We start from the raw sequence: 22,869 nt of genomic DNA, 5'->3' as shown, positions 1-22,869 counted from the left end.
GGGGCTCCTTGGGTCAGGCGACCTGTGCCTGGGCCGGCGCGGGTACATGCAGCCGGGCGGCGGCGTCGCGGACGAAATCGACGCTGGTATCGATGGCGGTCACCGGCAGCATATGCCCGCCGCTGACCAATGTCAGCGTGGCGCCCGGGACCTTGGCGACAAGCGCTTCGCCATGCTCGGCAAAGTCCAGGATACGGTCCTCGCGGCCATAGAGGACACTGACCGGCACGCGCAGCGTGCCATAGCGGTGCAGCAGCGCCGGCAGGCTATGCGCGGCACCAATCAGGTCTTCGGACGCGGCCAGGAAGTGGCGGGGCCGCAGCGCCAGCAGGCCGCCTCCGCGCGTCGGGAAGTCGTCCGGCACCGGGTCCGGGCCGAATACGATGTCCATCACGGCTTCGCGGCGCCGTATCGACATCGGCACCACCAGCGTCCATGCCATCAGCCGGCGCAGCCACGCGCTGTGCACGGTCATGGCCTGGAATACCGGCGAGATCGCCTTGGGCGGGTGCGTGAGCGGCGCGATCAGTGCCAGCCCGCCCACACGCTCGGGGTGGTCGATGGCCAGCGCCAGCGCAATCGCACCGCCCAGCGAATGGCCCACCACCAGCGGACGCTCCAGGCCAAGCTTGTCGCACAGCGCGGCGAGCGCTGCGGCCTGCGCCGGCAGGTCCGCGGCGCTGCCCGGCGTGCGTGTGGAGTGGCCCGCGCCGGGGCGGTCGACGGCGATCACGCGGAAGTGCTCGGCAAGCGGCCCGATCATGCCGTAGCCAAAATTCTCAAGCTGGCCAGACAAGCCATGCACCAGCAGCACCGCCGGGCCCTGGCCGCGCTCCACCACATGCAGCCGCGCGCCGGGCACGTCGACAAAGCGGCCGGGCGGCGGCATGGCGGCTTCGATGCGCCGCGCGGTGCGCCACGTGTACAGATACAGCGACGCGCCCAGCGCCAGGATCAGCCCGATCAGCACCGCGAAGACGGTCAGGACGATGGTCATGATTGCACCTTGCTGGCGGCAACGGCCGGCACCGTGTTGTTGTCCGTGGTGTGCTGGCTGTCCCGGTGCGCTCGGTGTGCCAGGGGAGAGGGAGGCGGGACATCGAACTGCAACACGCCGTCTGCGATGCGCCCGTGCCGGATCGTCAGCAGGTCCTTCAGGTAGTTCTGGTGCACGCGCCATGGCTTGCGATGCCCTTGCCGGGGCAGCACGGTGGCGGCACGCTGCACGTAGCCGGAGGTGAAATCCAGGAACGGGGTCGGCTCAACGTCAGCCGGGGCGCGCGGCACGGCAATGCGGTGGGCGTGGCGATCCATATGACGCAGCAGGCGGCAGACGTACTCGGCCGTGAGGTCGGCCTTGAGCGTCCACGAGGCATTGGTGTACCCGAAGGCCAGCACGAGGTTGGGCACATCGCTCAGCATCATCCCCTTGTAGGCCAGGCATTCGGCGGGGCGGCGCGGCTGGCCGTCCACGGTGAGCGCAATGTCGCCCAGCATGTTCAGCTTGAGGCCGGTGGCCACCACCACGACATCCGCGGCCAGCGTCTTGCCGCTGGCCAGCACGATGCCGTCTTCGGTGAACCGGTCGATGGTATCGGTCACCACCGATGCGCGCCCGTCGCGGATCGCGCGGAACAGGTCGCCGTCGGGCACCAGGCACAGGCGCTGGTCCCACGGCCTGTAGCGGGGCGTGAAGTGGGTGCCGACGTCATAGCCTGGCGCCAGTTGCGCTGCCGCCATGCCGATCAGGCGCTGCCTGACGCGGTCCGGCCGGCGCCGCGCCAACTGGAAGAACATCATGCCCAGCAGCACGTTCTTCCAGCGCGTGGCGGCGTAGGCCAGCCGCTCCGGCAGCACGCGGCGCAGCCTGTGGGCGATGGCGTCCTCGCCGGGGCGCGTCACGATATAGGTGGGAGAGCGCTGCAGCATCGTCACGTGCGCGGCGCTTTTCGCCATGGCCGGCACCAGCGTGACCGCCGTGGCGCCGCTGCCGATCACCACCACGCGCTTGCCGGCGTAGTCGAGCGATTCGTCCCAGAACTGCGGATGCACCATGCTGCCGCGGAATTGCGCTTCGCCTGGAAATTCGGGCCGGTGGCCCTCGGCGTAGCTGTAATAGCCTGCGCACACATAGAGCAAGCGTGCGCGCAGGCACAGCCGGCTGTGGTCCGCCGTGTGTTCGGCTTCGACCGTCCAGCAGGCTGCGGCGCTGTCCCATGCCGCGCTGACGACCCGATGGCCAAAGCGGATATGTGACGTGATGCCGGCCTCTTCGGCGGTTTCGCGGATGTAGGCGCGAATCGACGGCCCGTCGGCGATGGCCTTGGCGCCGCGCCAGGGCTTGAAGCGGTAGCCCAGCGTGTACATGTCCGAATCCGAGCGGATGCCGGGGTAGCGGAACAGGTCCCAGGTGCCGCCCATGGCCTCGCGCGCCTCCAGGATGGCGTAGCGCTTGCCGGGGCAGCGCATTTGCAGCTGGCGCGCGGCGCCGATGCCGGACAGGCCGGCGCCTACGATCAGGACATCGAGGACTGCGTCATCGGAACTTGGGGCGGTCATGGCGGATCCGGACGAGTGGCACTTCTGACAACATAGATTGTCAGAAGCGATCCGGCAAGTAATCTGACAATAGGGAATGTCATAATGGCGCGCATGACGACCGAGCTCACCCCCGCGCGCCGCTACCGCGGCGCCGAAGCCGAGGAACGACGTGCCCAGCGCCGTGTGCAGCTGATTGCCGCGGCCGTGCAGGTCTACGGCGAGCGTGGCTACCAGAACGCCACCGTCAAGGCCGTGTGCGAGGCCGCGGGCCTGACCGAACGGTATTTCTATGAGTCGTTCGCCAACAGCGAGGCCTTGCTGCTGGCATCGTTTCAAACGGTGACCCACCGCTTGCTGCACACTCTCGCCCTGGCGGGCGAGGGGGCCGGAGGCGACGGCCAGCAACGCGCGCTGGCCATGCTGCGCGCCTATTTCGGGGCGCTGCAGCGCGAGCCGCGTTCAGCGCGGGTGTTCCTGGTGGAAATCCGCGGCGTCAGCAAGCTGGTCGACGGGGCGCTGGCGGATTCGCTGGATGAATTCGGCGGGCTGCTGGCGCATGCGCTGCTGCCGCCGGGACGCAAGCTGGATCCGTTGCTGGGGGCGGGGGTGGCGGGCGGGGTGGTCCACATCGCCCTGCGCTGGATCACGCACGGCTACGCGCCCGATGTGGAGGAGGTCGCGCGCACGGCGCTACAGCTGGCCCTGGTGCTGGCGCACGAGCCGGACTAGGGAACAGGACCCTGGGCCCGCGTTACAGCTGCGGCGCCGGCGTCTTTTCCCTGAACTCGCATAGCGGCTCGATCACGCAGTGCCAGCACTCGGGCTTGCGCGCCTTGCAGACGTAGCGGCCGTGCAGGATCAGCCAGTGGTGGGCATCGTGCAGGAACTCATGCGGCACGCACTTGAGCAGCTTCTGCTCGACGATCTGCACAGTCTTGCCCGGCGCCAGCCCGGTGCGGTTCGCTACCCGGAAGATATGCGTGTCCACCGCGATGGTGGGCTCGCCGAACGCGGTGTTGAGCACCACGTTGGCGGTCTTGCGGCCCACGCCCGGCAGGGCCTCTAGCGCTTCGCGATCGGGCGGGACCTTGCCGCCGTGGCGCTCGACCAGGATGCGGCAGGTTTCAATCACGTGCTTCGCCTTGGTCTTGTACAGCCCGATGGTCTTGATGTACTCGCTGAGGCCGGCTTCGCCCAGGTCCAGCATCTGCCGCGGGGTATGCGCCACCGGGAACAGCCGCCGCGTGGCCTTGTTGACGCCGACGTCGGTCGCCTGCGCCGACAGCAGCACGGCGATCAGCAGCTCGAACGGCGAGCTGTATTCCAGCTCGGTGGCCGGGGCTGGGTTGGTTTCGCGCAGCGTCTCAAAGATGGCACGGCACTTGGCGGCGTTCATTTTTCTTCTGGGTCGGTATTGGCGTTCTGGTCGGATCCAGGCCTGGTAAGCCCTGCACGCGCGCGCCGTGCTTCGGCGGCGTCGATCTGGGCCTGCACCGCAGCCGAGACGTTCTCCGTGTTGCGCGGCTGCGCGGCCTGCTGCTTCTGCCGGGCGCGTTCGATCGCGGCCTGGATGATGGCGCGCTTGCGTTCCTGCGCGGCGCGCTCGGCATCGTTCTCCGGCTCTTCGGCCTGCACCGCGGCCAGCTTGGCGGCGGCCTTGGCGGCCAGGCGCGCGTCGTTTTCCTCGCGCTCGCGCACCAGTCGCGCATTGCGCGCCAGGTAGCGCGCGTGCGCGGCATCGGCCTGCGCCTGCGACCACGCGGCCCAGCCGGTGCGTTCGCCGGTGACCGGGACCATGTCGATGCAGTCGACCGGGCAGGGCGCCACGCACAGGTCGCAGCCGGTGCACCAGTCAGGGATCACCGTATGCATCTGCTTGGCGGCGCCGGCAATGGCATCGACCGGGCAGGCCTGGATGCAAAGCGTGCAGCCGATGCAAAGGCTTTCGTCGATGCGGGCCACCGCGCGCGGCTGTTCGCTGCCTCGTTCCGGGTCCAGCGGCAGCGGTTCGGTGCCCAGCACCGCGGCCAGGCGCACGATCCCTTCCGCGCCACCGGGCGGGCAGCGGTTGCAGGCGGCTTCGCCGCTGGCCATGGCTTCAGCGTAGGGGCGGCAGCCGTTGAAGCCGCATTTGGTGCACTGGGTCTGGGGCAGCAGCGCTTCGATGCGGTCGGCGAGGGACTTGACGGCGGGATTCACGACTACGGGCAGGAAATCAGGGGACAAAACAGGGACCAAGGCCGGATCAGAACGGTCAAGACACGAAATTTACGGGGCACTGTGAGGGTTTGGCGACATAACAGCCGAACCCTGCGGCGGACAATAGGCCAGCGACCCTGCGGCACTGGGATTTCTGTGAACCCCTGCGAGCCATCGCGCCGCAAGGATTATCCCCGATTTCGCCGGCGGGCAGAAACGGCGATGATGCGCGCACCGCCGGATTGCCGCATTCCGGCCTATGCCATAATCCGCGCAACGATCGACCAGCCACCCCATGTCAACTGAGCCCAAGACCAAACGCGACCCGGAAGGGACGCGCCGACGCATCCTCGCTGCGGCCACCGAGGAATTCGCCAAGGGGGGTCTGGCCGGCGCCCGCGTCGACCAGATTGCCCGGCGCGCGGAAACCAACGAACGCATGCTGTACTACTACTACGGCAGCAAGGAAGGCCTCTTCCTGGCGGTGCTCGAGAAGCAATACGCCAATTTCCGCGCCGACGAGGAGCAGCTGCACCTCGTCGACGAAGACCCGGTCCAGGGCGTGCGCACGCTGGCGCGTTTCGTCTGGGACTGGTATTACGAGCATCCGGAGTTCATCCGCCTGGTCAACAGCGAGAACCTGCACGAGGCCCGGCATCTGAAGAAGTCGGCACAGCTGCAGCAGCTGATCAACCCGGTGGTGGATGTACTGGCCGACGTGATCCGGCGCGGGCAGGAGCAAGGCGTGTTCCGCGACAATATCGACGTGCCGCAGTTCTACCTGACGATTTCCGCGCTGGGCTACTACGTGCTGTCCAACCGCTACACCATCAGTGCCGTGATCGGCCGCGACGTGGCCTCGCAGCAGGAGCATGAGCGCTTTGCCGAGCTGCACTCGGAAATGCTGCTCAGCTACCTGAAGAAGCACTGAACCTCCCGGCCCGGCCCCGCAAGAAGAAACGCCCGCGATCGCGGGCGTTTTTTTACTTGGTGGCCAAGGCCTGGTGGTACTTGCGGATAAAGTCGCGCAGCTGCGGGTAGATCTCCTCGCGCCAGCGCCGGCCCGAGAAGATGCCGTAGTGGCCGCAGTGTTCCGCATTCAGGTGCTGCTTGCGAGCTTTCGGGATGCCGGCGCACAGGTCGTGCGCCGCGGCGGTCTGGCCCGCGCCGGAGATGTCGTCAAGCTCGCCCTCGACGGTCATCAGCGCGGTGCTCTTGATGTCCTGCGGCCGCACCGGATTGCCGTCGATGGCCCAGGTGCCGTTGGCCAGGCGGAACTCCTGGAACACCTCGCGGATGGTGTCGAGGTAGTACTCGGCGGCCATGTCGAGCACCGCGTTGTATTCGTCGTAGAAGCGCACGTGGGCGTCGGCGTCGTCCGCATCGCCCTCGACCAGGCTCAGGTAGAAATCATAGTGCGAGGAAAGGTGCCGGTCCGGGTTCATCGCCACGAAACCGGCATGCTGCAAAAAGCCCGGGTAGACACGGCGCCCGTGGCCGGGGTAGTTGGCCGGCACGGTGTAGATGACGTTGTTCTCGAACCACTCGAACGACTTGTTGGTCGCCAGCGAGTTGACCGCGGTGGGGCTCTTGCGGGCGTCGATCGGGCCGCCCATCATCGTCATGGTGCGCGGCGTCTTCTCGCCGGCCGAGGCCATCAGCGAGATCGCGGCCAGCACCGGTACCGTGGGCTGGCACACCGAGATCACATGCAGGTTCTCGGCGCCGATGTGGCGGATGAATTCCTGGATGTAGTAGATGTAGTCGGACAGGTGGAACGTGCCATCCTCCACCGGCACCATGCGTGCGTCGATCCAGTCGGTCACGTAGACCTTGTGGTCCTGCAGCAGCGTGCGCACCGTGTCGCGCAGCAGCGTGGCATGGTGGCCCGACAGCGGCGCGGCCACCAGCACCACCGGCTCATCCTTGAGCAGCTTGATGGTGTCCGGGTCGTCGGCATAGCGCTTGAAGCGCACCAGCTTGCAGAAGGGCTTCTCGAGCACGGTCTGCTCGACGATGGGGATGTCGCGCCCGTTTGAGCGCACCGACTTGATGTCGAATGCCGGTTTTTCGTATTCCTTGCCGAGCCGGTACAGCAGTTCATAGCCGGCAGCCAGGCGGGGTGCGCCGGGAACCAGCGAGAGCGGGCTGAGGGGGTTGGTGAAGGTCTTGGCCGTCGCCTGGGCCCACGCGGTCAGCGGGTGCAGGATCGAACGCTGGAACTCATGCAATTGGTAGAGCATGCCTTTTCTGCCTGGGGTCTAGCTATGAGGTACGTACTACCAGGTACTAATGTACTGACAATACACCGTGGATCGTGGCGCCGATTATGCCCTTAACCGAACGACCGTGCTAACGATCTTGCTCTGCAGCATATACCTTAAGGTACATCCATTGCTGCGGAAAACAATAAGGTAAAAGGCTGATTTCTGGATGACATTTGGCTGATAAATTGCAAACAAATGCAAAAAGCGGCCGAAGCCGCTTTTTGTGCATTGCTTTGTGATGCTTGCGCCAGTCGCCACCCGTTGCAGAGTGGCGACTCCACAGGGCTTTTACATCACAGCCGCGATCGCATCGACGACGGCGTCGATGTTGCGGCTGTTCAGCGCGGCCACGCAGATGCGGCCGGTGCCGACGGCGTAGATGCCGTGCTCATTGCGCAGGCGATCCACTTGGGCCGAGGTCAGGCCCGAGTATGAGAACATGCCGCGCTGTGCCTTGACGAAGGAGAAGTCGCCCGGCACGCCCTTGGCGGCCAGCTTGTCCACCAGCGCATGGCGCATCAGCTTGATGCGGTCGCGCATCTCGGCCAGTTCTTCTTCCCACATGGCGCGCAGTTCCGGGCTGTTCAGCACGCTGGCGACCACGGTGCCGCCGTGCGTCGGCGGGTTGGAATAGTTGGTGCGGATCACGCGCTTGACCTGCGACATCACGCGCTGCGCTTCTTCCTTGCTGGTGGTGACGATCGACAGCGCGCCCACGCGCTCGCCGTACAGCGAGAAGCTCTTCGAGAACGAGCTCGACACGAAGAAGGGCAGGTCGGAGTCCGCGAACAGGCGCACGGCGGCGCCGTCCGGGTCGATGCCGTCGGCAAAGCCCTGGTAGGCCATGTCCAGGAACGGGATCAGGTTGCGTTCCTTGACCAGTTCCACCACCTGCTTCCACTGCTCGGGCGACAGGTCCACGCCGGTCGGGTTGTGGCAGCAGGCGTGCAGCACGACGATGGTGTTAGCCGGGAACGACTTCAGCGATTCCACCATGCCGGCAAAGTTCAGGCCGTGGCTGGGGGCGTCGTAGTAGGCATAGTTGACCACCGGGAAGCCGGCGGATTCGAACAGTGCGCGGTGGTTTTCCCAGCTCGGGTCGCTGATGGCGACCTTGGCGTCCGGGTACAGGCGCTTCAGGAAGTCGGCGCCGATCTTCAGCGCGCCGGTGCCGCCGAGTGCCTGTGCCGTCACTACGCGGCCTTCGGTGATCAGCGGCGATTCCTTGCCGAACAGCAGCGTCTGCACGGCCTGGTCATAGGCGGCGATACCTTCGATCGGCAGGTAGCCACGCGGGGTGGCGGTGGTCAGACGGGCCTTTTCTGCCTCCTGGACGGCGCGCAGCAGGGGGATTTTCCCTTCGTCGGTGAAGTACACGCCAACGCCCAGGTTGACCTTGGTCGGGCGGGTATCGGCATTGAAGGCTTCGTTGAGGCCCAGGATCGGGTCGCGCGGGGCCATCTCGACGGCAGAAAACAAACTCATTTGGAATCTCGTGGTCGGCAATGAATGAAAACGGGAAGGCGTAGAATGCTTCGGACTGCGCTGGCGGCTGGCAGGCCCCGTTCCCTTCCGGCGGGAAGTGGCTTGAAGCGGGGGCTGTCAACCCCAAGATTCTAGCGTATCCGCCCGTTTTCCTGAGGTTTTTCCCTAATCTCGCCGCGCCTTCTTTCGTTATTTCTTTCCTTACTCGTACCGCTACTTCTCCAGCCACCACGCCCCTTATGTCGAACCTTGCCGAAGCCGCGCCGGCCCTGGACGAAGACAAATTCGTCACATTTCCCGGCTCCCCGTTCCAGCTGTACCAGCCGTTCCCGCCCGCCGGCGACCAGCCGGAGGCCATCCGGCAACTGGTGGAGGGGGTGGATGACGGCCTGTCGTTCCAGACGCTGCTGGGCGTGACGGGCTCGGGCAAGACCTTCACCATGGCCAACGTGATTGCCCGCATGGGGCGGCCGGCCATCGTGTTTGCCCCGAACAAGACGCTGGCGGCGCAGCTCTATGCGGAATTCCGTGAATTCTTCCCGCGCAACGCCGTCGAGTACTTCGTCAGCTACTACGACTACTACCAGCCCGAGGCCTACGTCCCGCAGCGCGACCTGTTCATCGAGAAGGACTCATCGATCAACGAGCATATCGAGCAGATGCGGCTGTCGGCAACCAAGAGCCTGCTGGAGCGCCGCGACACCATCATCGTGGCAACCGTCTCGGCGATCTATGGTATCGGCAACCCGACCGAATACCACCAGATGATTCTCACCTTGCGGGCCGGCGACAAGATCAGCCAGCGCGATGTGATCGCGCGTCTGATCGCGATGCAGTACACCCGCAACGAGACCGACTTTCAGCGCGGCACCTTCCGCGTGCGCGGCGACACCATCGACATTTTCCCGGCCGAGCATGCCGAGATGGCGGTGCGGCTGGAGATGTTCGACGACGAAGTCGAGTCGCTGCATTTCTTCGACCCGCTCACGGGCCGCGTGCGCCAGAAGATCCCGCGCTTCACGGTCTACCCGTCGAGCCACTATGTGACCCCGCGCGAGACCGTGCTGCGCGCGATCGAGGCGATCAAGTCGGAGCTGCGCGAGCGGCTGGAGTTTTTCCACAAGGAAAACCGGCTGGTGGAGGCGCAGCGGCTGGAGCAGCGCACCCGCTTCGATCTGGAAATGCTGTCCGAGCTGGGCTTCTGCAAGGGCATCGAGAACTATTCGCGGCACCTGTCCGGTGCACGCCCCGGTGATCCGCCGCCGACGCTGGTCGACTACCTGCCGCCGGATGCGCTGATGTTCCTGGACGAGTCGCACGTGCTGATCGGCCAGCTCAACGGCATGTACAACGGCGACCGCGCGCGCAAGACCACGCTGGTGGAGTACGGCTTCCGGCTGCCCTCGGCGCTGGACAACCGGCCGCTGAAGTTCGACGAATTCGAGCGCAAGATGCGCCAGGTGATGTTTGTCTCGGCCACGCCGGCGCAGTTCGAGCAGGAGAATGCCGGGCAGGTGGTGGAGCAGGTGGTGCGTCCGACCGGGCTGGTCGATCCCATCATCCTGGTGCGCCCGGCGACCACGCAGGTGGACGACCTGGTGTCCGAGATCCACGCCCGCGTCGAGGCTGGCGAACGCGTGCTGGTGACCACGCTGACCAAGCGCATGGCCGAGCAGCTGACCGAGTTCCTGTCCGAGAACGGGATCAAGGTGCGCTACCTGCACTCGGACATCGACACCGTCGAGCGCGTGGAGATCATCCGCGACCTGCGCCTGGGCACCTTCGACGTGCTGGTGGGCATCAACCTGCTGCGCGAGGGCCTGGATATTCCCGAGGTGTCGCTGGTGGCAATCCTCGATGCGGACAAGGAAGGCTTCCTGCGCGCCGAGCGCTCGCTGATCCAGACCATCGGCCGCGCCGCGCGCAATGTCAACGGTACCGCCATCCTGTATGCGGACCGCATGACCGAGTCGATGAAGAAGGCCATTGGCGAGACCGAGCGCCGCCGCGCCAAGCAGATCGCCTTCAACGAGGCCAACGGCATCACCCCGCGCGGCGTGGTCAAGCGCATCAAGGACATCATCGACGGCGTCTACAGCGTCAGCGATGCCAAGGCCGAGCTGCTGGCGGCGCAGGAGCAGGCCCGCTACGAGGACATGAGCGAGAAGCAGGTCTCCAAGGAAATCAAGCGCCTGGAGAAGCTTATGCTCGACCATGCCCGCAACCTGGAGTTCGAGCAGGCGGCGCAGGTGCGCGACCAGCTGGCCAAGCTCAAGGCGCAGGTGTTCGGCGCCAGCGGAGATGGCGCGCTGCCGCCCGCCTGATACGCGTGGTGCCGGCTCCGGCTGGCCTATAGTGAAATGCGTCACACCTGATCCGGGAGGCGCAACATGGTAAAACTTGGACTGTGGGTACCGCTGGAGGCCAGGCCGGGCAAGGAGCAGGAGGTTGAGCAGTTCCTGCGCGACGGGCTCGCGCTGGTGGAGCAGGAGGCCGGCACCACGGCCTGGTTCGCGCTGCGGCTGGGCCCGTCGATGTTCGGCATCTTCGATGCTTTCCCCGATGAGTCAGCGCGCGAGGCGCACCTCGGCGGCAAGGTTGCGGCGGCGCTGATGGCCAGGGCGCCGGAGCTGTTCATGGGGACGCCGCCGATCCAGAAGCTGGAGGTGGTGGCGGCCAAGCTGCCTTGATGGCGAACGAAGGAGCTACGATGGAACGCCAGTTTGAATACGGCGGCTACGCGGTCGTGGTCAGCGCGGTCCCGAATGCCGCAGGCGGGTTTGCGGCGCAGATGCGCATCGCCGATGCCTTCGGCGAGCCTTCCGGCCCCAGCTTCGAGGCGATTGCGGGCGACGCGCCCACGCCCGAAGGGGCCATCGCGCTGGCGGAGGCCGGCGCCATGCGCGCGATCGACGCCGGCGAGGTCAACTAGCCAGGCATCCCCCATTTTCCGTGGAGAACCACAATGACCGAAATCGGTGAATGGAAGAAGAAGGTCTATGAAACCCACGAAGTGCAGGTCCAGGTCAGGCAGCGCTCACAGAGCGAATGGTCCTACACCGTGCGCGTCTGCCGTCCCGGCACCAATATCCGCGCCGCCGGCACGCTGACCGAGGCCTCGCGCATCACCGAGCACTACAAATCGCGCGAAGCCGCGGAAGTGGCCGGGTTTGCGCACGGCGAGCGGCTGGCCAAGCAACTGGCCTGAAGGGCTGCGGGTAGAATTGCGGGCTGTCCGGCCGGCGGCCCTGCCGAGGGCCGGTGCGCCTGCCATTCCACTCCCGCCAAGTCGTGATCCGATGAAGACATACGCCATCCTGATGTGTTGCATGGGAAACATCTGCCGTTCCCCGACGGCGGAGGGCGTGCTGCGCGCCAAGCTGGCGGCGGCCGGGCTGGACACGCTGGTGGAGCTGGATTCGGCGGGCACGCATGAATACCACCTCGGCCGCGCGCCCGATCCCCGCACCCAGCGCCACGCGCTGCAGCGCGGCTATGACCTGTCCGCGCTGCGCGCGCGCAAGGTCGGCCTGCCTGACTTCGACCGCTTCGACCTGATCCTGGCGATGGACCGCGAGAACCTGGCCGGCCTGGCGCGGCTGCGCCCCGATGCCGGCGACAAGCTGCGCCTGCTGATGAGCTTCGCCACCCGCCACGACGCCGACGAGGTGCCGGACCCGTACTACGGCGAAGGCGATGGCTTCGAGCGCGTGCTCGACTACATCGAAGATGCCTGCGACGGCCTGGTGGCCGAGTTGCGCCAGCGCCTGCAAGGCAACGCGGGCTGATCCCGGGCACCCGCCCCGTCGCTTCTTCTGCGGCCCGCGCCGCGACGCCACGAGCGCCGCGGCCGGCGGCCCGATCCCACGAGAATCCATGCTTCGCAAACTGTTCCGCAAATGGCGCGAATCGCGCAATGCCAGCCTGCAGCTCGACGCTATCCTGGCCGCGGCCGATCCTGAGGCCCCGCTGGCCGAGCGCAACGGCTGGCTGATCGAGCTGGGCTTCTGGATCCGCCGCGATGGCGGGCTGGGCGCCGATGCCGGCAGCCAGGAGCCCGGCACGGACCGCAGCCACCCCGAGCATGTGCGGCTGCGCTACCTGCTGCAGGTGCTGGAGCGGCATCCCGACTGGGCCGAACGTTTTGCCCTGACCGTGCGCAGCCTGGTGCGCGAGAACGACCCCACCGGCCTGTTCTGCGATACCGGCGTGGCCCTGCACCCGGGCTTCGTCAGCGAGATGGTGGGCCGGCTGCAGAACCGCTTCCTGCCGCCGCCGCCCAACCGCAGCGACATGGCGGGGCTGTTTGCGCTGGTGTTCGTCGGGGATGAAGACGCGGAGTGGGTCGAGGCCATCGACGATGAGCTGCTGGCCCGGCTGGGGCGCGTGCTGCAGGCCGGCAGCGCCGAAGGCGAAGCGGCGGGCATGGCGCACTATCGCGATGCGCTGGGCCAGACGCTGGCCACCAGCATAGCGGTGCTGGTCAGCCAGGTGCGCGCCACCGGCCTGAGCCAGGCGATCCGTTCACGCCTGGCCGGGCGCGTGGACGAGACGCCGTTCTTCCGCCTTGACGAGGCCATCCAGGCCTTGCGTGAAGATGGCCTGCGCCATGACGACAACAGCTTCGGCCATCGCCTGAACTATTTCCGCGCGCTGCTGGACGGCTGCCATGCCGCGATCCGCCACGTGTATGAAGACCTGGAAGAAAACGGCGTATCGATCGAGGTGGTGTTCCAGATCGAGCGCATGAAGGTGCAGCTCAGCCGCATCGAGCTGCTGCTGGCGGCCTGGGTCGAGCCCCACCGGCCCGGCATGCATGCGCACCTGGTGGCGGAACTGATCCGATCGACCCAGGCCCGGCGCAGCATCTCGCATCTGGCCGGGACCTCGTTCGCGCAGCTGGCGCGCAAGGTGGTGGAGCGCTCGGCCGAGACCGGCGAGCACTACATCACGCGCGACCGCAAGGAATACGCCGAACTGGTGCGCGCCGCGGCCGGCGGCGGCCTGGTCTCGGTCGCCACGGTGTACCTGAAGTTCCTGATCTACGGCCTGCACCTGGACAAGTTCAGTGAGGGGTTGCTGGCCTCGCTCAACTACGCCGGCAGCTTCCTGGCCATCCACTTTGCGCACTTCACGCTGGCGACCAAGCAGCCGGCCATGACCGGGCCGGCGCTGGCGCACCGGCTGGACGGGGCAGGGCGGCCGGAAGGACGCGAGATATTCATCGACGACACCATCGCCATGATCCGTTCCAACGTGGCGGCGATTGTCGGCAACCTGGCGGTGGTGTTCCCGGTGGCGCTGGGCATCCAGTGGCTGGCGCACAAGCTGCTGGGCGCCAACCTGATCACGCCCGCCAGGGCGATTGCCACCATCGAATCGTTCTCGATCCTGGGCCCGACACCGCTCTACGCCGCCTTCACCGGCGTGCTGTTGTGGCTGTCCAGCCTGATTGCCGGCTGGGCCGACAACTGGTTTGCGCTGCATCGCGTGCATGACGTGATGGCCTACAACCGGCGCCTGCGCTACGTGCTGGGTGCGCGCGGCGCCACCCGGCTGGCGGATTTCTGGAAGCGCAACCTGTCGGGCATTGTCGCCAACGTGTCGCTGGGCCTGCTGCTGGGGTTGGGGCCGGAAATCCTGAGCTTCTTCGGGCCGCATATGGAAGTGCGCCATGTGACGCTGTCGACCGGCTCGGTCGGCGCGGCCATCGGCGTGCTGGGGCTGGATGCGCTGCGCATGCCGTCGCTGTGGCTGGCGGTGGCGGGCATTGCGCTGATGGGGATGCTGAACGTGGCGGTGAGCTTCGCGCTGGCGTTCAATATGGCGCTGCGGTCACGCAACCTGCGGCGCGTGGACCGCGCGGAGCTGAGCGCGGCCGTGCGGCGGCGCATCCTGACGCACCCGCTGTCGCTGGTCATGCCGCCGCGCATGGCAGGCCCGGAGACGGCCGCAGGCGGGCGCGAAGCGTGATGGGGACGTGGTGCGGTGCGGCAGGGTAGTTGACTGAATTAGTCGGGTACCTTTATACTTGACGGAAACGATCAAGTATTGGCATCACCCCCAGAGCCCTGCACCATGAGACTGACCACCAAAGGCCGCTTCGCGGTCACTGCGATGATCGACCTGGCCATGCGCCAGGACCAGGGACCGGTCACGCTCGCCGGCATCAGCCAGCGGCAAAAGATCTCGTTGTCCTACCTGGAACAGCTGTTTGGCAAGCTGCGCCGGCACGAGATCGTTGAAAGCGTGCGCGGCCCGGGCGGCGGCTACAGTCTGGCGCGCAAGGCCGAAGACGTCACCGTGGCGGACATCATCATCGCCGTGGACGAGCCCCTGGATGCCACCCAATGCGGCGGCAAGGGCAATTGTAACGGAGATGACGGCTCCGGGCGCTGCATGACCCACGAACTGTGGGCCACGCTGAACCAGAAGATGGTCGAGTACCTCGACTCCGTTTCCCTCAAGAACCTGGTGGACCAGCAGCGCGAGCGCCAGCCCGCGGCCGTACTGCACGACATGCGCGAAGACGCCGCGCAGCCGGCGGCAGCGGTGCGCGGCAAGGCCGACAAGCAGGAAAAGCCGGTCCGGGCCAGAATGGTGAATTCAGTTTTCAGCCTGGCGCAGTCCTGAGCGCGCCCAGGCAACGACAGCAAAACAGCGATCAGCGGTCCCTAACAAGGCAGTCATAACGATGAGCACCCCACATTTCCCCATCTACATGGATTACTCGGCCACCACGCCGGTGGACCCGCGCGTGGCGGACAAGATGATTCCGTACCTGCGCGAGCAGTTCGGCAACCCCGCCTCGCGCAGCCATGCGTACGGCTGGGCAGCAGAGCGCGCGGTGGAAGAAGCGCGTGAGCAGGTGGCCGCACTGGTCGGCGCCGACCCGCGCGAGATCGTGTGGACGTCGGGCGCGACCGAATCGAACAACCTGGCGATCAAGGGTGCCGCGAACTTCTATTCGGGCAAGGGCAAGCATCTCATCACCCTGAAGACCGAGCACAAGGCCGTGCTCGACACCACGCGCGAGCTGGAGCGCCAGGGCTTTGAAGTGACCTACCTGGACGTGAAGGAAAACGGCCTGCTCGACATGGAAGTGTTCAAGCAGGCACTGCGCCCGGACACCATCCTGGTCTCGGTGATGCTGGTCAACAACGAGATCGGCGTGATCCAGGACGTCGAGCAGATCGGCGAGATCTGCCGCGAGAAGGGCATCATCTTCCATTGCGACGCCGCGCAGGCGACCGGCAAGGTGGCAATCGACCTGAACAAGCTGAAGTGCGACCTGATGTCGTTCTCGGCCCACAAGACCTACGGCCCCAAGGGCATCGGCGCGCTGTACGTGCGCCGCAAGCCGCGCGTGCGCATCGAGGCGCAGATGCACGGCGGCGGCCATGAGCGCGGCATGCGCTCGGGCACGCTGGCCCCGCACCAGATCGTCGGCATGGGCGAAGCCTTCCGCATCGCCCGCGAAGAGATGGCGACCGAAAACGAACGCATCCGCATGCTGCGCGACCGCCTGTGGAACGGCCTGTCGGACATGGAAGAGGTCTACCTGAACGGCGACCTGGAACACCGCGTGCCGCACAACCTGAACGTCAGCTTCAATTTCGTCGAAGGCGAGTCGCTGATCATGGCGATCAAGGACGTGGCGGTGTCGTCGGGTTCGGCCTGCACCTCGGCCTCGCTGGAGCCGTCGTATGTGCTGCGCGCGCTGGGCCGCAACGATGAACTGGCCCACAGCTCGATCCGCTTCACGGTGGGACGCTTCACCACCGAGCAGGAAATCGACTACACCATCGAACTGCTCAAGAGCAAGATCGGCAAGCTGCGCGACCTGTCGCCGCTGTGGGAGATGTTCAAGGACGGCGTCGACCTGAATTCGATCCAGTGGGCCGCGCACTGACGCGCCCGCCACAGATCATCAGTACAAAAAGCAATACCCCCGCAAAGATACGCAAGAGGTAAGCAAAATGTCATACAGCACCAAGGTTCTCGACCACTATGAAAACCCCCGCAACGTCGGTTCGTTCGACAAGAACGACGATGCGGTCGGCACCGGCATGGTCGGCGCGCCGGCCTGCGGCGACGTGATGAAGCTGCAGATCAAGGTCAACGAGGCTGGCGTGATCGAAGACGCCAAGTTCAAGACCTACGGCTGCGGCTCGGCCATTGCCTCGTCCTCGCTCGTGACCGAGTGGGTCAAGGGCAAGACCGTGGATCAGGCGCTGGAGATCAAGAACACCCAAATCGCCGAAGAACTGGCGCTGCCGCCGGTGAAGATCCACTGCTCGATCCTGGCCGAAGACGCGATCAAGGCCGCCGTCGAAGACTACAAGAAGAAGCACGGCGCCGAGCAGAAGGCTGCCTGATTCTGTCGCACTGACCACGGCATCGACGAAGGAAGACGCAACGATGATCACCATGACCGAGAAGGCGGCCAAGCATGTGGCCCGCTACCTGGAACGCCGCGGCAAGGGCGTGGGCCTGCGCCTGGGCGTGAAGACCACCGGCTGCTCGGGCCTGGCCTATAAGCTGGAATATGTGGACGAGCTGCTGCCGGAAGACGCGGTGTTCGAATCGCACGGCATCAAGGTCATCGTCGACGCCAAGAGCCTGCCGTATATCGACGGCACCGAACTCGACTACGCACGTGAAGGGTTGAACGAAGGTTTCCGCTTCAACAACCCCAACGTCAAGGACGAGTGCGGCTGCGGCGAGTCCTTCACGGTCTGAGCGCGCCAGCGCAAGCAAGCCCCGGTGGAGCGCAGCATCGTCGGGTTCCGCCGGGACGAGGAAGGCCACTGGGTGGCCGAACTCGAATGCGGGCACGGCCAGCATATGCGGCACGACCCGCCGTGGCAGTCGCGGCCATGGACGCAAAGCGAGCAGGGCCGCGCCGGCATGATCGGCATGCGGGTGAACTGCCTGAAGTGCGACCGCAACGAACCGCCGGCCGAGTGGGCACGCAAGCCCGCCTGAGCGGCACCGTGGCGGCAATGGACAAAGGGGCGGCGCGGCCGCTCCTTTTTCTTGGGGAAGCAGTTGAAAGACGATTTTTTTGCGCTGTTCGGCCTGCCGGCGCAGTACGGTGTCGACGAGGCCGCGCTGGATGCGGCATACCGCACCGTGCAGTCGCAGGCACATCCGGACCGCTTTGCCAAGGCGGGCGACGCCGAGCGTCGCGTGGCCATGCAGTGGGCCGCGCATGCCAATGAAGCCTACCGTACGCTGCGGCAGCCGTTGCGGCGCGCGACCTACCTGCTGAAGCTGCGCGGCGTCGATGTGCAGGCCGAAAACAACACGGCCATGACGCCGGCCTTCCTGATGCAGCAGATGGAATGGCGCGAAGCGCTGCAGGAAGCGGTGGAAGAGCGCGCAGTGGACCGGCTCGATGCGCTGCTGCGCGAGCTGCGCCAGGAAAAGCGCGAGCGCCACGAAACACTGGGCGCGCTGCTGGATTCCGGCGACAACGAGGCGGCCGGCGGCGCGGTACGGCAACTGATGTTTATCGAGAAGATCGAGCACGATACCAGCGAGGCCATCGACCGGCTGGAAGACTGACCGGCACGTTTGCCGGGCCCGTGACAAAATGGCGCCCGGCGCGAGATCCGCCCGCATGGCGGCTTCCCCTGCCGCACAAGACAGCGAAGAATTACCATGGCACTGCTCCAGATTTCCGAACCCGGCATGTCGCCGGCGCCCCACCAACGCCGCCTGGCCGTCGGCATCGACCTCGGCACCACCAACTCGCTGGTGGCCGCAGTACGCAGCAGCATTCCCGAAGTGCTGGGCGACGAACGCGGCCGCGCGCTGCTGCCGTCGGTCGTGCGCTACCTGCCGGACCGCACCACGCATATCGGCTACCGGGCCCAGGATGAAGCGGTGCGCGACCCCAAGAACACCATCGTCTCGGTCAAGCGCTTCATGGGCCGCGGCCTGCGCGACATCGCCAATATCGAGCACAGCCCATACGACTTCGTCGACGCGCCCGGCATGTTGCAGATCAAGACCGCGGCCGGCGTGAAGAGCCCGGTCGAGATCTCGGCCGAGATCCTCGCCACGCTGCGCCAGCGCGCCGAAGACACGCTGGGCGACGACCTGGTCGGCGCGGTCATCACCGTGCCGGCGTACTTCGACGAGGCCCAGCGCCAGGCGACCAAGGACGCCGCGCGCCTGGCCGGCCTGGAAGTGCTGCGCCTGCTCAACGAACCGACCGCGGCGGCTATTGCCTACGGGCTGGACAATGCGTCGGAAGGCATTTACGCGGTCTACGACCTGGGCGGCGGTACCTTCGATATCTCGGTGCTCAAGCTGACGCAGGGCGTGTTCGAAGTGATGGCCACGGGCGGCGACTCGGCGCTCGGCGGCGACGATTTCGACCAGCGCGTGCTGTGCTGGATCGTCGAGCAGGCCGGCCTGCAGCCGCTGTCGGCGCAGGACATGCGCCTGCTGATGGTGCGCGCGCGCGCGGCCAAGGAAGCGCTGTCGGAAGCGGACAGTACCGTGATCGATGCCGTGCTCGATTCCGGCGAGATCGTTCACCTGGCTCTGACCGACGAAACCTTTGAACAGATCACCGCACACCTGGTGCAGAAAACGCTGGCGCCGGTGCGCAAGGCGCTGCGCGACGCCGGTGTGACCCCCGATGACGTCAAGGGCGTGGTGCTGGTGGGCGGCGCCACGCGCATGCCATCGATCCGCAAGGCCGTGGGCGACTACTTCGGCCAGACCCCGCTGACCAACCTGGACCCGGACCGCGTGGTGGCGCTGGGCGCCGCGATGCAGGCCAACCTGCTGGCCGGCAACCATGCCCCGGGCGAAGACTGGCTGCTGCTCGACGTGATCCCGCTGTCGCTGGGCGTCGAGACCATGGGCGGCCTGGTCGAGAAGATCATCCCGCGCAACAGCACCATCCCGGTGGCGCGCGCGCAGGAATTCACCACCTTCAAGGACGGCCAGACCGCGATGGCGATCCACGTGCTGCAGGGCGAGCGCGAGCTGGCCAGCGACTGCCGCTCGCTGGCGCGCTTCGAGCTGCGCGGCATCCCGCCGATGGTGGCGGGCGCGGCGCGCATCCGCGTGACCTACCAGGTCGACGCCGACGGCCTGCTGTCGGTGACCGCGCGCGAGACCCATTCGGGTGTGGAGGCCTCGGTCACGGTCAAGCCGTCGTACGGCCTGGCCGACGACGATATCGCGCGCATGCTGCAGGACAGCTTCCGCGAGGCCGAGCACGACATGAAGAGCCGCGCGCTGGCCGAAGAGCGCGTCGAAGCCGACCGGCTGGTCGAGGCCACGCAGCGCGCGCTGGAAACCGATGGCGACCTGTTGTCGGCCGAGGAGCGCACTGCGGTGGAAGCGCTGATGGCCACGGTGCGCGAGATCGCCACCGGCGACGACCACCAAGCCATCCACGCCGCGGTGGAAAAGCTGTCGCTCGGCACCGACGAATTCGCTGCCCGCCGCATGGACCGCTCGATCAAGAGCGCGCTGGCGGGGCGCAAGGTGCAGGAGCTGGGCTGATCACCACGCCTGCACCGCATTACAGATACCAGGACACGAGATGCCACAGATCATAGTTTTGCCCCACGTCGAATACTGCCCGGATGGGACGGTGATTGAAGCCGAGGCGGGTGTCAGCGTCTGCGATGCGCTGCTCTCGCACGGCATCGCGATCGAGCATGCGTGCGAGAAATCGTGCGCCTGCACCACCTGCCACGTGATCGTGCGCGAGGGTTTCAACTCGCTCAACGAGGCCGAAGAGAAGGAAGAAGACCTGCTCGACAAGGCCTGGGGGCTGGAGCCGAATTCGCGGCTGTCGTGCCAGGCCATCGTCGATGAGGAAGACCTGACCATCGAGATCCCGAAGTACACCATCAACCACGCCAAGGAAGGCCACTGAGCGGCCCGGCAGACCTCAGCGGAGAATAACCCCATGAAGTGGACCGATACCTACGACATCGCGGCAGCCCTGTACGACAAGTATCCCGATGTGGATCCCATGTCGGTGCGATTCACCGACCTGCGCCGCTGGGTGCTGGAACTGGATGGCTTTGCCGATATGCCGGAGCGTTCCGGCGAGAAGATCCTGGAAGCGATCCAGGCCGCCTGGATCGAAGAATCCCAATAAGCAAGAACGCCCTGAAACAGGCCGGCTCCGCCGGCCTGTTTGCTTAGAAGCGGTAGCCGACGCCCGCCAGGATCACGTCGGTATCGCGGTCGTAGCCGGTCACGGTGCGGTTCCATGTCAGCCGCGTCAGCCAGTGGTTGCCGAGCCGGTAGCTGGCCGACATCGACATCAGGCCGGACCAGCGCGACGGCGGGCTGGCCGCGCCCAGGCCTTTCTGGCTCAGGTCGACTGCATAGTACGGGCCCACGCCGACCCCGAGCGTCAGCTTATCGTGGAAGAACGCGCGCGTGAGCCACGCCTGCGCGGCCACGCCGTTGCGGCGCAGCGCCGCGTTTTCGCCCTCGTTGATGTAGCTGACCGTGCCGTCCACGTATTGCCACAGCCCGCGCCGGTATTCCACCGCTTTGGCGAAAGAAGTCTGTGAATCGAAGCTGTTGACGATGGTTTCGCCAAGAAACACCGTCAGCTCATTCTGCGTGACATTGTCGGTCCGGCCCGGCGGCGGCACCACCGGCCCGCCGCGGTCACCGCGATCGAGCTGGTAGCCGACGCCCACCAGCAGCGTGTTGGTCTTGATGCTCGAAGCCGTCTGCGTCCGGTTGTAGCGCGCCTGCAGCATCCAGGGGCCACCGTTCACATACCAGGTTGCCGCAGCGCTCAGCAGCGCGCCCCAGCCGTGGTGGTTGTCGTAGGTGCCGTCCGAGCGCTGGTCGGTAGTATCGAAATAGCGGTAAGGGCCGGCGCCGAGGGCCAGCGTCAGCCTGCGGTCCAGGGCCAGGTAGCGCCACCAAAGCTGGACGCTGTGGCCGTCGCGGTGATGGTTGGTGACATGGCCTTCATTCAGGTAGGTGAAGGTCGCGTACCAGTTCTCGCCGAGGTTGTGCTGGTAGGAGTAGGCGTAGCCGTAGCTGCGCTCGCCGAGGGATTCCGTCGACTGGAGGCCGCCGAGCAGCAGCAATTCCTGCCCATGCGCCGCGTGGTGCGACAGCGCCAGCAGCAGCGCGCCGGCCAGTGGGAGAAGCCGTTGCCAGATCCTGCAGGTGTTGTGGGGGGCTGGCTGCATGGTATGGACTCCGGTCCACCGGGAGGTGGCGCCCAAGAATCATAGCAAAGCGACCATGAAAAAGGCCGACGACAAGCCGGCCTTGGTTTGTAACGGCACACTAAATGCGCCGGCGCGTGCGGTGGGCGGTCACCCGGTCACCCGGTCACCAGCGCACCATTCTCCAGGTGCACGCGCTGGCCCACCTGCACGCCAGGGTTCTGCTCGTAGGTAAAGCTGCGGTGGTTGCCATCGTCCATGCGCACGCGCACTTCGTAATGCGTGTCCTTGCTGACCGCCTTCTCGATCTGGTTGCCGGCTACGCCGCCGCCCACGGCACCCACCACGGTGCCGACGATGCGGCCGTTGCCCTTGCCGACCTGGTTGCCCAGCAGGCCACCCACCACGGCGCCGCCGAGCGCGCCCAGGCCGCTGGTGTTGGGCTTCTGGGTCTCGACCGGCGTCACGGAGACGATACGGCCGGCGTAGGGGCTGCCCTTGGCTGCCTGGCGCTCGGTGTCGGCACGCTGGCTGGCGCGCGGCTCGCTGTCGCGCTGCGCGGCCTGGCGTGCCGGGGCGGTGCGCGGTGCGGCTTGCGACGAACGGGCAGCGTCCTGATTGGCCGGGCGCGGCTGGCCGTCATCGTAGACCGGTGGGCGCGTGGTGCTGCCCGGCGGGGGCGCGGTTTCCGCGGTGACTGGCAGCGGGCCCTGCGGACCTTGTTGCGTTTGCAGGTCGGGGTTGGCCTTGCTGATCGGCAGCACGCCGGTCACGGCGGCGACAGCGGTCAGGCTGGCGATCACCACGGCCACGGCCGCCGCGCCAATCAGCGGATGCAGCCGGCGTTGCGGCGGCAGCGGGGCGGGGGTGTGGTCTGGCGAGGTGGCTTGGCTCTGCATTGTGGCTCCGGTGCGGCGAAGGCCGCGATGGGATGGAACCAGTGTGGCCGAAGCGGGCTGCGTTTTCCGTTTGTTTTTGTAAATATATGTAGGCGGAAAAAGCTTTTTATATCAATGGGTTGGGTGCTTCTAGTGTCGGCTGGTGCGGCGCAGGCTGTAACAATCGATGAGTTGGCGAAGTGATCTCGACTACCGATTGTGTGCTCCCTCTCCCGCAGGCGCTTGCCTTTACCCACATCTCGATAGGAAAGGTTGTAAACGGGATTGGACGGTGTTAACTTCGGGTGAAGTTGACAA

General features: G+C 66.3%; 25 protein-coding genes. 17 read left to right on the top strand and 8 right to left on the bottom strand.

The window, feature by feature from the left end:
• Positions 1–13: 13 nt before the first annotated feature.
• Entirely contained in the window at positions 14–997 is a 984-nt protein-coding gene (locus tag AC07UK_RS23370) for an alpha/beta fold hydrolase (protein ID WP_494686319.1), read from the bottom strand.
• The gene (locus AC07UK_RS23365) at positions 994–2,559 is read right to left on the bottom strand and encodes a flavin-containing monooxygenase (protein WP_494686318.1); all 1,566 of its coding nucleotides are present in this window, start codon (positions 2,557–2,559) and stop codon (positions 994–996) included. Before AC07UK_RS23365 ends, AC07UK_RS23370 begins: the two co-directional genes overlap by 4 nt.
• Before the next feature lie 84 nt (positions 2,560–2,643).
• Between AC07UK_RS23365 and AC07UK_RS23360 the strand changes: the two genes are divergently transcribed.
• Positions 2,644–3,270, top strand: a complete 627-nt coding sequence (locus tag AC07UK_RS23360; protein WP_494686317.1) for a TetR/AcrR family transcriptional regulator — start codon at positions 2,644–2,646, stop codon at positions 3,268–3,270.
• Between the two features lie 22 nt (positions 3,271–3,292).
• On the opposite strand, the gene nth is transcribed toward AC07UK_RS23360, so the two are convergent.
• Positions 3,293–3,937, bottom strand: coding sequence for an endonuclease III (gene nth / locus AC07UK_RS23355; protein WP_436221198.1), 645 nt, complete (start codon positions 3,935–3,937; stop codon positions 3,293–3,295).
• A complete protein-coding gene (gene rsxB, locus AC07UK_RS23350) occupies positions 3,934–4,740 on the bottom strand; it encodes an electron transport complex subunit RsxB (protein WP_494686341.1) in 807 nt (268 codons plus the stop codon). Before rsxB ends, nth begins: the two co-directional genes overlap by 4 nt.
• A gap of 295 nt (positions 4,741–5,035) precedes the next feature.
• Here rsxB and AC07UK_RS23345 point away from each other — a divergent pair, with 295 nt between their 5' ends.
• A complete protein-coding gene (locus AC07UK_RS23345) occupies positions 5,036–5,671 on the top strand; it encodes a TetR/AcrR family transcriptional regulator (RefSeq protein WP_013956107.1) in 636 nt (211 codons plus the stop codon).
• 52 nt (positions 5,672–5,723) lie between these two features.
• On the opposite strand, the gene AC07UK_RS23340 is transcribed toward AC07UK_RS23345, so the two are convergent.
• Positions 5,724–6,983, bottom strand: a complete 1,260-nt coding sequence (locus AC07UK_RS23340; protein WP_436221199.1) for a polyhydroxyalkanoate depolymerase — start codon at positions 6,981–6,983, stop codon at positions 5,724–5,726.
• 312 nt (positions 6,984–7,295) lie between these two features.
• On the bottom strand, positions 7,296–8,492 hold the full coding sequence (locus tag AC07UK_RS23335) for an amino acid aminotransferase (protein ID WP_494686316.1): 1,197 nt from the start codon (positions 8,490–8,492) through the stop codon (positions 7,296–7,298).
• Between the two features lie 239 nt (positions 8,493–8,731).
• Here AC07UK_RS23335 and uvrB point away from each other — a divergent pair, with 239 nt between their 5' ends.
• The 15 genes from uvrB to iscX all read left to right on the top strand — a co-directional run bounded on the left by uvrB (position 8,732) and on the right by iscX (position 20,631).
• Positions 8,732–10,816: an excinuclease ABC subunit UvrB gene (gene uvrB / locus AC07UK_RS23330; RefSeq protein ID WP_436221200.1), complete on the top strand. Its 2,085-nt coding sequence runs from the start codon at positions 8,732–8,734 to the stop codon at positions 10,814–10,816.
• Positions 10,817–10,882: 66 nt separating this feature from the next.
• Positions 10,883–11,182, top strand: coding sequence for a putative quinol monooxygenase (locus tag AC07UK_RS23325; RefSeq protein WP_013956111.1), 300 nt, complete (start codon positions 10,883–10,885; stop codon positions 11,180–11,182).
• Between the two features lie 20 nt (positions 11,183–11,202).
• Positions 11,203–11,424 (top strand): hypothetical protein, encoded by a 222-nt coding sequence (locus AC07UK_RS23320; protein WP_013956112.1) that lies wholly within the window; start codon positions 11,203–11,205, stop codon positions 11,422–11,424.
• A gap of 33 nt (positions 11,425–11,457) precedes the next feature.
• The gene (locus tag AC07UK_RS23315; protein ID WP_316148966.1) at positions 11,458–11,700 is read left to right on the top strand and encodes a hypothetical protein; all 243 of its coding nucleotides are present in this window, start codon (positions 11,458–11,460) and stop codon (positions 11,698–11,700) included.
• A 91-nt stretch (positions 11,701–11,791) separates the two neighbouring features.
• Positions 11,792–12,280: a low molecular weight protein-tyrosine-phosphatase gene (locus AC07UK_RS23310; RefSeq protein WP_436221201.1), complete on the top strand. Its 489-nt coding sequence runs from the start codon at positions 11,792–11,794 to the stop codon at positions 12,278–12,280.
• 88 nt (positions 12,281–12,368) lie between these two features.
• The gene (locus tag AC07UK_RS23305) at positions 12,369–14,465 is read left to right on the top strand and encodes a site-specific recombinase (RefSeq protein WP_494686315.1); all 2,097 of its coding nucleotides are present in this window, start codon (positions 12,369–12,371) and stop codon (positions 14,463–14,465) included.
• 105 nt (positions 14,466–14,570) lie between these two features.
• Complete coding sequence (iscR, locus tag AC07UK_RS23300) at positions 14,571–15,125, top strand: Fe-S cluster assembly transcriptional regulator IscR (protein ID WP_114134615.1); 555 nt, start codon at positions 14,571–14,573, stop codon at positions 15,123–15,125.
• 55 nt (positions 15,126–15,180) lie between these two features.
• Positions 15,181–16,404, top strand: coding sequence for an IscS subfamily cysteine desulfurase (locus AC07UK_RS23295; RefSeq protein ID WP_436223054.1), 1,224 nt, complete (start codon positions 15,181–15,183; stop codon positions 16,402–16,404).
• A 67-nt stretch (positions 16,405–16,471) separates the two neighbouring features.
• Complete coding sequence (gene iscU / locus AC07UK_RS23290) at positions 16,472–16,870, top strand: Fe-S cluster assembly scaffold IscU (protein WP_010809025.1); 399 nt, start codon at positions 16,472–16,474, stop codon at positions 16,868–16,870.
• A 43-nt stretch (positions 16,871–16,913) separates the two neighbouring features.
• Complete coding sequence (iscA, locus tag AC07UK_RS23285; RefSeq protein WP_010809024.1) at positions 16,914–17,234, top strand: iron-sulfur cluster assembly protein IscA; 321 nt, start codon at positions 16,914–16,916, stop codon at positions 17,232–17,234.
• A 24-nt stretch (positions 17,235–17,258) separates the two neighbouring features.
• On the top strand, positions 17,259–17,480 hold the full coding sequence (locus tag AC07UK_RS23280) for a DUF3565 domain-containing protein (RefSeq protein WP_010809023.1): 222 nt from the start codon (positions 17,259–17,261) through the stop codon (positions 17,478–17,480).
• A 63-nt stretch (positions 17,481–17,543) separates the two neighbouring features.
• Complete coding sequence (gene hscB, locus AC07UK_RS23275; protein WP_436221203.1) at positions 17,544–18,062, top strand: Fe-S protein assembly co-chaperone HscB; 519 nt, start codon at positions 17,544–17,546, stop codon at positions 18,060–18,062.
• 96 nt (positions 18,063–18,158) lie between these two features.
• Positions 18,159–20,024: a Fe-S protein assembly chaperone HscA gene (gene hscA, locus AC07UK_RS23270; RefSeq protein ID WP_494686314.1), complete on the top strand. Its 1,866-nt coding sequence runs from the start codon at positions 18,159–18,161 to the stop codon at positions 20,022–20,024.
• 40 nt (positions 20,025–20,064) lie between these two features.
• Positions 20,065–20,403: an ISC system 2Fe-2S type ferredoxin gene (fdx, locus tag AC07UK_RS23265; RefSeq protein ID WP_114134611.1), complete on the top strand. Its 339-nt coding sequence runs from the start codon at positions 20,065–20,067 to the stop codon at positions 20,401–20,403.
• Between the two features lie 33 nt (positions 20,404–20,436).
• On the top strand, positions 20,437–20,631 hold the full coding sequence (iscX, locus tag AC07UK_RS23260; protein WP_436221205.1) for a Fe-S cluster assembly protein IscX: 195 nt from the start codon (positions 20,437–20,439) through the stop codon (positions 20,629–20,631).
• A gap of 43 nt (positions 20,632–20,674) precedes the next feature.
• On the opposite strand, the gene AC07UK_RS23255 is transcribed toward iscX, so the two are convergent.
• Positions 20,675–21,694 (bottom strand): hypothetical protein, encoded by a 1,020-nt coding sequence (locus tag AC07UK_RS23255; protein WP_436221206.1) that lies wholly within the window; start codon positions 21,692–21,694, stop codon positions 20,675–20,677.
• Between the two features lie 137 nt (positions 21,695–21,831).
• Entirely contained in the window at positions 21,832–22,572 is a 741-nt protein-coding gene (locus tag AC07UK_RS23250; protein ID WP_494686313.1) for a glycine zipper 2TM domain-containing protein, read from the bottom strand.
• Positions 22,573–22,869 lie beyond the last annotated feature (297 nt).

Source organism: Cupriavidus sp. GW821-FHT07C08 (genome assembly GCF_059419025.1).
This window is presented reverse-complemented; position numbering and strand designations above follow the sequence as displayed.